The organism is Streptomyces aurantiacus (assembly GCF_027107535.1).
Classification (GTDB): Bacteria; Actinomycetota; Actinomycetes; order Streptomycetales; family Streptomycetaceae; genus Streptomyces.
In genome coordinates, this window is record NZ_CP114283.1 from 8,403,123 (window position 1) to 8,416,618 (window position 13,496).

General features: G+C 69.6%; 12 protein-coding genes and 1 pseudogene. 7 read left to right on the forward strand and 6 right to left on the reverse strand.

The window, feature by feature from the left end:
• The first annotated feature begins 41 nt into the window (after positions 1–41).
• The 5 genes from O1Q96_RS39030 to O1Q96_RS39050 all read left to right on the forward strand — a co-directional run bounded on the left by O1Q96_RS39030 (position 42) and on the right by O1Q96_RS39050 (position 5,043).
• A complete protein-coding gene (locus O1Q96_RS39030) occupies positions 42–977 on the forward strand; it encodes an SPFH domain-containing protein (RefSeq protein WP_269252605.1) in 936 nt (311 codons plus the stop codon).
• Positions 974–1,225, forward strand: coding sequence for a type II toxin-antitoxin system antitoxin (locus O1Q96_RS39035; RefSeq protein ID WP_269252606.1), 252 nt, complete (start codon positions 974–976; stop codon positions 1,223–1,225). Before O1Q96_RS39030 ends, O1Q96_RS39035 begins: the two co-directional genes overlap by 4 nt.
• A 268-nt stretch (positions 1,226–1,493) precedes the next feature.
• Positions 1,494–2,018 carry a PadR family transcriptional regulator gene (locus tag O1Q96_RS39040; protein WP_217456015.1) on the forward strand — a complete coding sequence of 175 codons (525 nt, stop codon included), beginning with the start codon at positions 1,494–1,496 and terminating at the stop codon, positions 2,016–2,018.
• Positions 2,015–2,701, forward strand: a complete 687-nt coding sequence (locus O1Q96_RS39045) for an ABC transporter ATP-binding protein (protein ID WP_269252607.1) — start codon at positions 2,015–2,017, stop codon at positions 2,699–2,701. The genes O1Q96_RS39040 and O1Q96_RS39045 overlap by 4 nt, the downstream gene beginning before the upstream one ends.
• A complete protein-coding gene (locus O1Q96_RS39050) occupies positions 2,698–5,043 on the forward strand; it encodes an FtsX-like permease family protein (RefSeq protein WP_269252608.1) in 2,346 nt (781 codons plus the stop codon). Before O1Q96_RS39045 ends, O1Q96_RS39050 begins: the two co-directional genes overlap by 4 nt.
• 35 nt (positions 5,044–5,078) lie before the next feature.
• Here O1Q96_RS39050 and O1Q96_RS39055 read toward each other — a convergent pair.
• A pseudogene (locus O1Q96_RS39055) lies at positions 5,079–5,972 on the reverse strand (hydrogen peroxide-inducible genes activator); the annotation flags it as partial.
• Positions 5,973–6,129: 157 nt separating this feature from the next.
• On the opposite strand from O1Q96_RS39055, the gene O1Q96_RS39060 reads away from it, so the two are divergent.
• Positions 6,130–6,684 (forward strand): peroxiredoxin, encoded by a 555-nt coding sequence (locus O1Q96_RS39060; protein WP_269252609.1) that lies wholly within the window; start codon positions 6,130–6,132, stop codon positions 6,682–6,684.
• A gap of 3 nt (positions 6,685–6,687) precedes the next feature.
• Positions 6,688–7,221, forward strand: a complete 534-nt coding sequence (locus tag O1Q96_RS39065; protein WP_269252610.1) for an alkyl hydroperoxide reductase — start codon at positions 6,688–6,690, stop codon at positions 7,219–7,221.
• Positions 7,222–7,352: 131 nt separating this feature from the next.
• On the opposite strand, the gene O1Q96_RS39070 is transcribed toward O1Q96_RS39065, so the two are convergent.
• The 5 genes from O1Q96_RS39070 to O1Q96_RS39090 form a co-directional block, all read right to left on the reverse strand.
• Positions 7,353–8,681 (reverse strand): AI-2E family transporter, encoded by a 1,329-nt coding sequence (locus O1Q96_RS39070; protein ID WP_269252611.1) that lies wholly within the window; start codon positions 8,679–8,681, stop codon positions 7,353–7,355.
• Between the two features lie 134 nt (positions 8,682–8,815).
• The gene (locus O1Q96_RS39075; protein ID WP_483409988.1) at positions 8,816–9,514 is read right to left on the reverse strand and encodes an aggregation-promoting factor C-terminal-like domain-containing protein; all 699 of its coding nucleotides are present in this window, start codon (positions 9,512–9,514) and stop codon (positions 8,816–8,818) included.
• A 434-nt stretch (positions 9,515–9,948) separates the two neighbouring features.
• Positions 9,949–11,274: an RNA 5'-3' helicase PhoH2 gene (gene phoH2, locus O1Q96_RS39080; protein ID WP_217453734.1), complete on the reverse strand. Its 1,326-nt coding sequence runs from the start codon at positions 11,272–11,274 to the stop codon at positions 9,949–9,951.
• 322 nt (positions 11,275–11,596) lie between these two features.
• A complete protein-coding gene (locus O1Q96_RS39085; RefSeq protein ID WP_217453735.1) occupies positions 11,597–12,370 on the reverse strand; it encodes an isoprenyl transferase in 774 nt (257 codons plus the stop codon).
• Between the two features lie 678 nt (positions 12,371–13,048).
• Positions 13,049–13,432, reverse strand: a complete 384-nt coding sequence (locus tag O1Q96_RS39090; RefSeq protein ID WP_269252613.1) for a winged helix-turn-helix transcriptional regulator — start codon at positions 13,430–13,432, stop codon at positions 13,049–13,051.
• Between the last annotated feature and the right edge of the window lie 64 nt (positions 13,433–13,496).

Consider the following 13,496-nt stretch of genomic DNA (forward strand, 5'->3'; position numbering starts at 1 on the left):
CCGCATCCCGGGCGGCAGCACCACGAAACGGGGGAACACCCATGGCCACGCACGACTCTCCAGACATCGCCGACGTACCCGAGATGCCCGCTCCACGCGTCCGGGAGTTCGCCGCGCACAGCATCGGCGGCGGGCTCGCGCTGCTGCTCGGGCTCCTCGGCCTGCTGGCGGGCGCCGGCATGGTCGTCTCCGCCACCGCGGTGGACGCCACCGGCGCCAAGGCCGCGCTCATCGTGACCGGCATCCTGATCGGCCTCGCGGCCTTCGTCGCCATGTGCGGCCTGAACATGGTGGCGCCCGGCGAGGCCCGCGTCGTCCAGCTCTTCGGGCGCTACCGCGGCACGATCCGCGAGGACGGGCTGCGCTGGGTCAATCCGCTCACGTCCCGCACGAAGATCTCCACGCGGGTGCGCAACCACGAGACGGCCGTCCTCAAGGTCAACGACGCCTACGGCAACCCGATCGAGCTCGCCGCGGTCGTGGTGTGGAGGGTCGAGGACACCGCGCAGGCGAGCTTCGAGGTGGACGACTTCCTGGAGTTCGTCGCCACGCAGACCGAGGCGGCCGTGCGGCACATCGCCATCGAGTACCCGTACGACGCGCATGACGAGGCGGGCCTGTCGCTGCGGGGCAACGCGGAGGAGATCACCGAGAAGCTCGCCGTCGAGCTGCACGCGCGCGTGGAGGCCGCGGGGGTGCAGATCATCGAGTCCCGCTTCACGCATCTCGCGTACGCTCCCGAGATCGCCTCGGCGATGCTCCAGCGCCAGCAGGCGGGTGCGGTCGTCGCCGCGCGACGCCAGATCGTGGACGGCGCGGTCGGCATGGTCGAGGACGCGCTCGCCCGGATCGCCGAGCGGGACATCGTCGAGCTGGACTCCGAGCGGAAGGCCGCGATGGTCTCGAACCTGCTGGTGGTCCTGTGCGGCGACCGGGCCCCGCAGCCGGTCCTCAACACGGGATCCCTCTACCAGTGAGCTCCTCTCCGGAGGGGACACCCCCTCAGCGAAGGCCGCAGCAGCAGCGCAAGCAGGTGCTGCTGCGGCTGGACCCGCTCGTGTACGAGGCGCTGGCGCGGTGGGCCGGGGACGAGCTGCGGTCGGCCAACGCGCAGATCGAGTTCCTGCTGCGGCGGGCTCTCGGCGAGGCCGGCCGGCTGCCCGGCGGGACCGGGCCGATTCCCCGGCGCGGGCGGCCTCCCCTTTCCGGCGATCCCGAGGAGTAGGGAGCGAGGCCCCCTTCGACCTCGACCTCGGCTTCGGGGTCGGGGTCGGCTTCGGGGTCGGGGTCGGCTTCGGGTTGGGCTTCGACAGCAGGTCGGAGGGCGGCCCGGTCGCACAGTTCCCCGCGCCCCTGAGGGGCGCGGGAGCCACCCCCTCCCCCAGTAGCAAAACCGTGACAATGCCCGCTGACCTGCGGATCCGTACTGCCCGGATCGGACTATCCACCGTGCGTATACATGCGGTGTATACGCCGTGTGTACAGTGCTCCGCATGTCCATCGGTCACACGCTCCTAGGGCTCCTGGAGTCCGGGCCCCGTCACGGTTACGACCTGAAGCGGGCCTTCGACGAGAAGTTCGGTCACGATCGGCCGCTGCACTACGGCCAGGTCTATTCGACGATGTCCCGGCTGCTGAAGAACGGCCTCGTGGAGGTCGACGGCATAGAGGCGGGCGAAGGCCCCGAGCGGAAGCGGTACGCGATCACCGAGGCGGGCGTCACCGACGTCCAGCGGTGGCTCGCGACGCCGGAGAAGCCGGAGCCCTATCTCCAGTCGGTCCTCTACACGAAGGTCGTCCTCGCACTCCTGACGCACCGCGACGCGTCCGGCATCCTCGACACCCAGCGGTCGGAGCACCTGCGCATGATGCGCATCCTCACCGACCGCAAGCGCCGGGGCGATCTCGCCGACCAGCTGATCTGCGACCACGCCCTCTTCCATCTCGAAGCCGACCTGCGCTGGCTGGAACTCACCGCCGCGCGCCTCGGCAAACTCGCCGAGGCGGTGACCCGATGACCCCCGCAGGCTCCCTGCTCGTGGCCCACGACCTGCGCAAGGCGTACGGCCCCACGAACGCGCTCGACGGTGCGGAGTTCTCCATCCACCCGGGCGAGATCGTCGCCGTGATGGGCCCCTCCGGCTCCGGCAAGTCGACGCTCCTGCACTGCCTCGCCGGCATCGTGACACCCGACTCGGGATCGATCATGTACGACGGCCAGGAGATGGCCACCATGAACGACGCCCAGCGCAGTCAGCTGCGGCGCTCCGCGTTCGGCTTCGTCTTCCAGTTCGGCCAGTTGGTGCCGGAGCTGACCTGCGTCGAGAACGTGGCCCTGCCGCTGAGGCTGAACGGCACCTCCCGCAAGGACGCCGAGCGCACCGCCATGTCGTGGATGGAGCGCCTGGAGGTCGACGACCTGAGGAAGAAGCGGCCCGGCGAGGTCTCCGGCGGTCAGGGACAGCGGGTCGCGGTGGCGCGGTCCCTGGTCACCAGCCCGCGCGTGCTGTTCGCCGACGAGCCGACCGGCGCGCTCGACTCGCTCAACGGCGAGCGCGTGATGGAACTGCTCACGGAGGCCGCCCGGTCCTCCAACGCGGCCGTCGTGCTGGTCACCCACGAGGCACGGGTGGCCGCCTACTCCGACCGCGAGATCGTCGTACGGGACGGGAAGTCCCGGGACATGGAGCGCGTCGTATGAGCGTGCGGCAGGGGGCCAGGGACCTCGGCATGGGGGTCCGGTTCGCCTTCGCCGGCGGACGCGAGGGGTGGGTCCGGGCACTGCTGACGGCGGTCGGGGTCGGACTCGGGGTGGCGTTGCTGCTGCTGACGACAGCGCTGCCGACCGCCCTGTCGGTGCGCGACGACCGCGAGGCGGCGCGCGCCGACTTCACCTACAGCGGCAAGACGGTTCCGAAGGCGGACAACACGCTGCTGATCGGCCGGTCGGGCACCACCTTCCGCGAGAAGGACGTCCGGGGGCGGGACCTGGAGCCCGAGGGCGCACGGGCGCCGCTGCCGCCGGGGGTCGGGAAGTTCCCGGGAGTGGGCGAGATGGTCGTCTCCCCCGCGCTGAAGGAGCTGCTGGGGTCGGACAGCGGAAAGCTGCTGCGGCAGCGGCTGCCGGACCGGATCGTCGGGACGATCGGCGAGAGCGGACTGATCGGGTCCGCCGAACTCGCCTTCTACCGGGGCGCCGAAGGGCTCGCGGAGCGGGGCGTCAACAACGCCCGGGTCACCCGCATCGACCGGTTCGGGGACGAGAACCCGGCGAAGCAGGACACCGACCCGGTGCTGCTCCTGCTGATCCTGGTCGTGTTCGTGGTGCTGCTGATGCCGGTCGCCGTGTTCATCGCCGCGGCCGTACGGTTCGGCGGCGAGCGGCGCGACCGACGGCTGGCCGCGCTCCGGCTGGTCGGCGCCGACGGCCGGACGACCCGGCGGATCGCGGCCGGTGAGGCGGGCGCGGGCGCGGTGCTCGGGCTCGTCCTCGGCGCGGGCTTCTTCCTGATCGGCCGTCAGGTGGCCGGTTCGGTCGAGGTGTACGACATCAGCGTGTTCCCGAGCTATCTGAACCCCTCTCCCGCGCTGGCCCTGCTGGTCGGTCTCGCGGTACCGGCGGCGGCCGTACTGGTCACCCTGCTCGCGCTGCGCGGCGTGGTGATCGAGCCGCTCGGTGTGGTGCGCACGGCCAAGCCGCCTCGTCGGCGCCTGTGGTGGCGGCTGCTGGTGCCACTGGCCGGGCTCGCGATGCTCTACCCGATGGTCGGACAGGGCCGCGACGGCGGCGCGTTCAACGAGTACCTGGTCACCGGCGGCGTCATCCTGCTGCTCGTCGGCGTGACCGCGCTGCTGCCGTGGATCGTCGAGGCGGTGGTCGCCCGGCTCGGTGGCGGCGGTGTGGCCTGGCAACTGGCGGTACGCAGGCTGCAGTTGAGCAGCGGCGCGGCGGCCCGCATGGTCAACGGCATCGCGGTCGCGGTGGCCGGGGCGATCGCCCTCCAGATGCTGTTCGCCGGGGTGGACAGCGACTACACGAAGGAGACCGGCTACGACGTCGACCTGGCGCAGATGCAGATGACCGTGGACGACGGGACGCCGCTCGACCGGGCGGCCGAGAAGCTCCGGCGCACCGAGGGCGTGCGGCACGTCTACGCCTACTCGGAGGGCTACCTCGGGGACCGCAAGAAGGACGCGCTCACGACCACGCAGGTGACCGTCGCGGACTGCGCGGCGCTGCGCGAGGTGGCGACTCTGCCCTCGTGCCGGCCCGGTGACGCGTTCGCCGTGCCCGGGGGCGCGTACAACTCCGGCGACGACTCCGTCACGACGCTCGCGAAGCCCGGCCGCACCCTGTTCATCGACCCGGGCTGCCAGGGCTGCGCAGACAGCGCCGCAACCCCTTGGGTGGTGCCGTCGGACCTGAAGCGGGGCAAACCCCGCATCGACCCGACCGGCGCGGAGCGCGGCGGTTTCCTGATCACCCCGGAGGCGCTGCCGGCCGCCGCCGCTACGGCGATGGCCGGCCAGCTCTACCTGAATCTCGACGAATCCGTACCGGACGTGCGCGACCTGGTGCGCAACGAGGCGGCCAGGATCGACCCGCTGAGCGAGCCCATGGTCTGGCAGTCCGCCAAGCGGGCCGACAAGTTCACCGCCATCCGCACCGGGCTGTTCGTCGGCGCCGCGTGTGTGCTGGCGCTGATCGGGGCGAGTCTGCTGGTGTCGCAGCTGGAGCAACTGCGTGAGCGCAAGAAGCTGTTGTCGGCGCTGGTCGCCTTCGGCACCCGGCGGCGCACACTGAGCCTTTCGGTGCTGTGGCAGACGGCGATCCCGATCACGCTGGGCCTGCTGCTGGCCCTGGTGGTGGGAGTCACCCTGGGCGCGGTCCTGCTGCGGATGACCGGCACGGCGGTACGCGTCGACTGGCCGAGCGTGCTGGCGATGACCGGGGTGGGCGCCGCGGTCGTCCTGGTGGTGACGCTGCTGAGCCTGCCGCCGCTGGTCAGGCTGATGCGCCCGGACGGGCTGCGCACGGAGTAGCGGGGTGGGGCGGCGCACCCCACCGCTCCGCTCGAAGCCGCGGCCAGCTCCCCGTACTCCGCGCCGCGCGCCGCCCCCGTCCGCATGGCGAGAGCGATTCTCCTGGTCGGGGCCGGCTCCGCGAAGTAGCCGGTGAGCAGCTGGTTGCTGCGGGCCGACTCGACCTTGACCGCCGTACGCGGCAGCAGCGTCACGCCAAGTCCGCCCGCGACCAGTTGTACGAGGGTGGAGAGCCCGGCGGCGGTCGTGGTGACCGGGGCGTCCGCGCGGCCCGCCTCCCGGCAGATGTCGAGGGCCTGGTCGCGCAGGCAGTGTCCTTCGTCGAGCAGCAGCAGGTTGAGCTCGCGCAGTGCCTCGCGCTGGATCCCCTCCCGCCCGCCGAGCCAGTGGTCCAGGGGTGTGACCAGGACGAAGTCCTCGTCGAACAGCGGCAGTTCGACGACTCCGGGCACGCCGAGGGGAACGGCGAGCAGCAGGAGGTCGAGCCGGCCCGTGGTGAGCCCCTCCAGCAGGTTCGCCGTCTGTTCCTCGTGGACCTGGAGATCGAGGGCCGGATAGCGGTCGTGGACGAGCCTCAGGACGGTCGGCAGCAGATAGGGCGCCACCGTCGGGATCACCCCGAGGCGCAGCACCCCGGTGAACGGCGCCCGCACCGCCTCGGCCTCGTCCATCAGCGCGCCCACCTCGTCGAGCACGGCCTTCGCCCGTACGGCCAGCCGCTCGCCGGCCGGTGACAGGAGCACCTTGCGGGTCGTGCGCTCCAGCAGCGTCACCCCGAGGGTCTCCTCCAGCGCCGAGACCGCGCCGGACAGCGCGGGCTGGCTCATGCCCATGGCCGCCGCCGCGTCCCTGAAGTGCAGGTGCTCGGCCACCGCCGCGAAGGCGCGCAGTTGCGAGAGGCTGGGCTGTCTCTTCCTGGTGGGGGCCACCGGCGGTCCTCTTGCTCAGGGCATTGATAGCCACTTCCGATCAACACGACCGAGTGTAGCTATTTCCGTAATCAATGCACTCTGTGCCACGATCAAGGACGTCCAACCCATGGGAAAACCCCTCAAAAGGGGGTTTTCTTTGCTGCAAGGAGTGCGTGTGCTCACTGTCGGTGACAAGTTCCCCGAGTTCGATCTGACTGCCTGTGTCTCGCTGGAGAAGGGCAAGGAGTTCGAGCAGATCAACCACAAGACGTACGAGGGTCAGTGGAAGATCGTCTTCGCGTGGCCCAAGGACTTCACCTTCGTGTGCCCGACCGAGATCGCCGCCTTCGGGAAGCTGAACGACGAGTTCGCCGACCGTGACGCGCAGGTCCTCGGCTTCTCCGGCGACTCCGAGTTCGTGCACCACGCCTGGCGCAAGGACCACGACGACCTGCGCGACCTGCCGTTCCCGATGCTCGCCGACCCGCGCCACGAGCTCATGCGTGACCTCGGCATCGAGGGCGAGGACGGCTTCGCCAAGCGTGCCGTCTTCATCGTCGACCAGAACAACGAGATCCAGTTCTCCATGGTGACCGCCGGTTCCGTAGGCCGTAACCCCAAGGAGGTCCTGCGGGTGCTGGACGCGCTGCAGACCGACGAGCTGTGCCCCTGCAACTGGACCCAGGGCGAGGACACCCTCGACCCGGTCAAGCTGCTGGCAGGTGAGTGACCCATGTCGCTCGACGCGCTGAAGGCCGCGATTCCGGACTACGCCAAGGACCTTCGCCTGAACCTCGGTTCGGTGATCGGCAACTCCGAGCTCCCGCAGCAGCAGCTGTGGGGCACGGTGCTCGCCTGTGCCATCGCCTCGCGCTCGCCCCGCGTCCTGCGGGAGCTGGAGGAGGAGGCCAACGCGAAGCTCACGCCGGAGGCCTACACGGCGGCGAAGTCCGCCGCCGCGGTCATGGCGATGAACAACGTCTTCTACCGCACGCGGCACCTGCTCTCCGACCCGGAGTACGGGACGCTGCGGGCCGGTCTGCGGATGAACGTCATCGGGAACCCGGGCGTGGAGAAGGTCGACTTCGAGCTGTGGTCGCTCGCCGTCTCCGCGATCAACGGGTGCGGACAGTGCCTCGACTCCCACGAGCAGGTCCTGCGCAAGGCCGGGGTCGGCCGGGAGACGATCCAGGAGGCGTTCAAGATCGCGTCGGTCGTGCAGGCCGTCGGGGTGACGCTGGACTCGGAGGCGGTCCTCGCGGAGTAGCCTGCGGCTCGCTCAGCCCGTGAAGCCCCGCTCACCCGACCTTCGGTCCGGGTGAGCGGGGCTTTCTTTTCGGGGTCTCCGCCCCCGGAAGGGACGGGAAGGGTACGGGCGGCGGGGGCGAAGACGGGCCTCTACGCCACCGGCGGCGGGGCCGGTGGATCCGCCGGCGGGGTCACGGGGGCCGCCGACGTCGCCGTCGCGCCGTGCGGTGCCGGCGAGTGCCGGAGCGCCACCTCACGGGAGTGCGAACGCAGGTAGCCGACCACCGTGTTGGTGACCGCGACCAGGGGCACGGCCACCACCGCGCCCCCGATCCCCGCGACCACCCCACCCGCCGCGACGGAGAGGACGACCGCGAGCGGATGCACCCGCACGGCCCGGCCGAGGATGAACGGCTGGAGGATGTGCCCCTCGATCTGCTGGACGGCCAGCACCACCAGCAGGGTCATGAGCGCCGTGAAGACGCCCTGCGTCACGAGCGCGACCACCACCGCCAGCGCCCCGGAGACCACGGCACCGACCAGCGGGATGAAGGCGAACAGGAAGATGAAGACGGCGAGCGGTACGGCCATCGGGACGTCGAGGAAGAAGATGCCGAGGCCGATGAAGATGGCGTCGATCAGAGCGACCACCACCGTGCCGCGGATGTAGGCGGTGAGGGTGCGCCAGGCACGCGGTCCCGCTCCCGCCACCCCGGGACGGGCCGCCGCCGGGACCAGCTTGAGCGACCACTCCCAGATGCGCTTGCCGTCGTAGAGAAGGAAGAGCGTGGAGAACATCGTGAGGAGGATGCCGGCGAGCGCCTCGACGATGACGGTGACGCCTTCGAGCCCCGCCGACGTGATCTCGTCCGTGTTCGCCCCGACCGCCTCGCGCAGGCTCTTGGCGATGTCCTTGATCTGGTCCTCGGTGACATGGAACGGGCTGTCCAGCAGCCACCGCTGGAGCTCGTCGATGCCGTCCTGGATCTGACTGGAGAGGTTGTCGATGTTCTCCATGACCTGCCAGACCACGAACCACCCGACCAGGCCCAGGACCACGAATCCGAGGACGGCGGTCATCGCGGTGGCGAGCCCGTGCGGCACCCCGTGCCTGCGCAGCCGGGCGACCGTGGGCTGGAGCAGCGCGGTGATGAGCAGCGCGGCGACGAAGGCGAGGACGACGAGCTGCACGGCGCTGATGACGCGCATCAACACCCAGAGGGTGCCCGCGAGTACGAGCAGCCGCCAGCCGGCCTCGGCTGCGACCCGCACGCCCCACGGGACGGCGGCGGCGGGATCGGGGCGGGGGGCATGGACCACGGGAGCGGCCTGCGGCAGGGGCGGGGCGTCCGCGCTGTCCGCTTCGTCCTTCTCCGCCCCGTCCTCCTCCTCGGCGGCCGCGCGTCGCGCGTCCAACCGCTCTCCCACTTCGGTGAGTCCGGCACCGATCCGGCCGAACCACCCTGGCACTCGCGACATGTTCCGTCCTTTGCCCCTGTTGCGCCCCACTACTCCCCCGGAGTCGTCGGCATCGACCGTACATGGCGAAAGCCCCTCACCGTAGGACGGCGAAGGGCTTCGCGGGGTTGAGCCGACGTGGGCTCGACCTGGGCTCAGTAGTAGTTGTTGGCCTGCCAGAAGCTCCAGGCTTCGCACGGGCTGCCGTAGCGGTCGTTCATGTAGCCGAGGCCCCACTTGATCTGGGTGGCCGGGTTGGTCGCCCAGTCGGCTCCGGCGGACGACATCTTCGAACCCGGCAGCGCCTGCATCAGACCGTAGGCGTCGGAGGTCGGGTTGTCCGCCCGGTAGTTCCAGTCCGACTCGTGGTCAATGATGGTGCTGAAGCACTGGAACTGGTCCGCCGGGACGATCTGGCGCGCCATCGCCTGGATCTCGGCGACGGTGTACGAGGACTGCGTGGCGAAGCTGGACGCGTCACGCGTGGCGGAACGGCTGGCAACCTTGAGGGCTTCCTTGCGTTCCTTGGCTTCCTGCTCGGCCTTCTCCGCGGCCTTCTGCTTGGCGACAGCGTCCTTGGCCGCCTGCTTGCGCGCGGCTGCCTCGGCGTCCTTCTTGGCTGTCGCGTCGGCCGCGATGGCCTGGGAGTCGGCCTGTTGTGTCAGAGAGGCGGTCTGCACCTGCGCCTGCGCGCCCGCGGGTATGTCCGCGAGGAGCGTCGCGCCGCTCGCCGTTGCCTCGGCGTCGTCGCTCGAGGACGCGGTGTTGCCCGAGGCAACACCGGTGACAGCGCCGACAGCGGTGACTGCGGTGGCCGAGGCCACTGCGAGCCCCCGGACCGAAATCCGGCTCACACGGTTTCCTTCCAGCATCGACCGCTACAGGTGACCCTCGCGGACGCAATCGTGCCCCCGGCACTGGCCTCCCAACTGCGGGGTCACGGGAGGCACGGGCCCGGTGGGCAACTCCCGTGAAGGAAGCGCCACGTGGTGCTCGGGCGGCATACGACGGCGTTATGGAGTTCTGGTGGTTCTGCTGTGCTGCACCGCTGGGGGTACAGATGTGTCGTATGCGGGGCCTGACAGGAATGAGACTCTGCCGTAACCCGGCACCGGGAGGCAATTCCGAGTCGGGTGTGAAAGCTCACACCTCGTTTGCCCCAGGAGTTTTTCGGAAACGAGCACGCACCAAGACGCCGCCCGGCTAGGCTCTTCGCCTTTGCCGGACGGCGCCAACTACCGTGTAGCCACCACCCTTTGGACAGACGGGACGGGTGGGGCAGGCAGGATCAGATGTGTCCGTCCTCCAGCATTTCGGTCACAAGGGCCGCAATCTGGGACCGCTCGGACCTGGTGAGTGTGACGTGTGCGAAGAGCGGATGGCCCTTCAGCTTCTCCACCACGGCGACGACACCGTCGTACCGCCCGACCCTGAGGTTGTCCCGCTGGGCCACGTCATGGGTCAGGATCACCCGTGAATTCGAGCCGATTCGGGACAGAACGGTCAACAGGACGTTCCGTTCCAGGGATTGGGCCTCGTCCACGATCACGAACGCGTCATGGAGGGAGCGCCCGCGGATGTGGGTGAGCGGCAGGACCTCCAGCATGCCGCGTGCGGTGACCTCCTCGATGACCTCGCGGCTGGCGACCGCGGAGAGCGTGTCGAAGACCGCCTGCGCCCAGGGGCCCATCTTCTCGGACTCGGAACCGGGCAGATAGCCGAGCTCCTGCCCGCCGACCGCGTACAGCGGGCGGAAGACCATCACCTTCTGGTGCTGGCGCCGTTCGAGCACGGCTTCCAGGCCCGCGCACAGCGCGAGCGCGGACTTCCCGGTGCCGGCCCGGCCACCCATGGACACGATCCCGACGTCCGGGTCGAGCAGCAGATCCAGCGCGATGCGCTGCTCGGCGCTGCGGCCCTTGATGCCGAAGGCCTCCCGGTCACCCCGGACGAGCCGGACGTTGCCCTCGGCCGTCACGCGTCCCAGGGCCTTGCCGCGCTCGGACTGGATCATCAGCCCCGTGTGGACCGGGAAGTCGGACGCCTCGGGGACGTACAGGCTCTCCTGGTCGAAAAGGAGGTCGACCTGCTCGCCGGAGAGTGTCAGTTCGGACATTCCGGTCCAGCCGGAGGAGCCCGTGATGGCGAGCTCCGCGCGGTACTCCTCGGCGAGGAGCCCGACCGACGAGGCCTTGATCCTCAGTGGCAGGTCCTTCGACACCACCGTGACGTCGAAGCCCTCCGCCTGCAGATTGCGGGCGACCGCGAGGATGCGGGAGTCGTTGTCCCCCAGGCGATAGCCGCTGGGCAGCACGCTGGGGTCCGAGTGATTGAGCTCGACACGAATCGTCCCGCCCAGCTCCCCGGTGGGGATGGGGGCATCGAGGCGGCCGTACTTCACCCGGAACTCGTCGAGCAGGCGCAGGGCCTGCCGGGCGAAGTAGCCGAGTTCGGGATGGTGCCGCTTGGCCTCCAATTCCGTGACCACGACGATCGGCAGCACGACTTCGTGCTCGTCGAAGCGGTTCATGGCGTGCGGGTCGGCCAGCAGGACGCTGGTGTCGAGAACATAGGTGCGCCGGTCTGGCATACGGCGCTTTGTGCTTGTCACCACGGAAGGACGTACCCCCTCGGATGAGGTCGGGGAGCGACGGAGGAGAGCTGGACCGGTCTGCGGCCGCGATGCACGGGCCGAAAACCGGCCCTCTCCGCTTCGTCCGTACTGACCGCACGGTCGGGCTGGTGCAAAGGGCCTCCCGGGCGGACGGCCCCGTGCCGTCCGCTGAGATACGACACCCGTGGTTCGGGTGTCGACCTGCAAGGCTTATGCCCTCGAACACGCGATGCCATGCCAGAGCGCAGGACGGCGCGTGCGTTAACTCCAGATGACGTACGTACCTGGTGGCGCCCCCGTGGGCGCGAGCGCGCCCGGAATCTCAGCCTCCGTACCGGCGGTGGCGTGCGGCGTAGTCACGCATCGCGCGCAGGAAGTCGACCTTGCGGAAGGCCGGCCAGAAGACTTCACAGAAGTAGTACTCGGAGTGGGCCGTTTGCCAGAGCATGAATCCGGACAGCCGCTGCTCGCCACTCGTACGGATCACAAGGTCGGGGTCGGGCTGGGCGCTGGTGTAGAGGTGCTTGCCGATCATGTCGACGTCGACCTCGTCCGCGAGCTGCTCCATCGAGGTGCCCTTGTCGGCGTGGTCGAGGAGCATCGAGCGCACGGCGTCGGCGATCTCCTGGCGGCCGCCGTAGCCGATGGCGACGTTGACGAGTATTCCGTCGACGTGCGCGGTGGACTCCTCGGCCTCCTTGAGGACCGTCTGCATCCGTGACGGCAGGATGTCCGGCGTGCCCACGTGGTGCACGCGCCAACGGCCGTCGGCGGCGAGGGAACTGACGACGTTCTCGATGATGCCGAGCAGCGGTACGAGCTCTTCCTCGGGGCGGTCGAAGTTGTCCGTCGACAGCAGCCAGAGGGTGACGACCTTCACGTCGGTCTCGGAGCACCAGCCGAGGAACTCCTCGATCTTGTCCGCTCCGGCCCGGTGCCCCTGCGCGGCGGTGCTCCCCGCCGCCTTCGCCCAGCGCCGGTTGCCGTCCATGATGACCCCGATGTGCTTGGGCACCTGGTCGTGGTCAAGGTGGCCTTCCACCCTGCGTGCATAGAACCTGACCAGCAAGCGGCGCAGGTTGTCGCGCAGGTTCACGTTTTCGTCAGCCCCTCCGTGCAGATGGCAGTCCCCGAGGGCGACACCCTACCCCCGCCGTAGCGCTTCTCCCCCTTGGGGTACAAGGCCTCCCGACCCTCCGGCGGTACGGGAGCGGGGGGCGGCCGGCGCGGGAGCGCGGCACCCGCGGGGCGTACGCCGAGCGCGTGGCAGCGCACAAAAAACGGGCCGGTCCGTGGGGGGGGAGACGGACCGGCCCGAGGGGGGGTTTCCACCATAACCCTTCGTAAGTGATGCTGCGTGCATCGGCGTGCCACAACTACTCTCCGGAGTCACCCAGCGACGCCGGGGTGAGTGCGGAAGCGTTCATTCAAGGGCGGATCATGGCCGAATCACAGCGGATTCCAAGGCGATCGAGGAGAATTCGGAGAGAACCAGGGGGTTCACGCACGAATATGGGGCATTAGGCCATCCGCCTCGGACGTACGCCCCAAGGGTGACGCGGCCGGGCCCTCGATCCACACCCGCCCCGGCCTCACCGGCCGGGGCGACGGCAGGCACCGCGCGGCCCCCTCCGCCGCGCGGTACCACCCCGCGCAGCTTTGCTGGCGCGAATTGCCTTGGTCTGAACTTACGCGACCCGAGAGGGGCGAATGAGCCAATCGGGGTAACGATGTGGACACCCTGTGCGCATTCTCGGGATTTTCAGGGGTCCCGTCACCCCGCCTGAGCGACCGCTGATGACTCTTTGCTCATACCTGGGTGTTTACGGGAGATAATTTCCCTCATGTGCCGATCGCCCCATTCGCCCAGTGGCAGAAGGGCGGTGTTCAGCGCCTTGCCCAGCTCGGTGAGCGAATACTCGACGCGCGGCGGCACCTCCCCGTACACCTCGCGGTGCACCACACCGTCCGCCTCCAGTTCGCGCAGCTGCTGGCTCAGCACCTTCTCGCTGACCCCCGAGACGTTCCGGCGCAGTTCCCCGAAGCGCTGGATCCCGCCATCGTGCAGCGCCCAGAGGATCATCGGCTTCCACTTGCCGCCCACGACGTCCACGGCCGCGTCCAGACCGCAGCTGTAAGGACCCTTGCCCCTCGACATGGTCATCTCCTCCCGAGACCGGGCAGCGGACAGGATCTGACCTATTTCGGGTCTACCGTCGCCG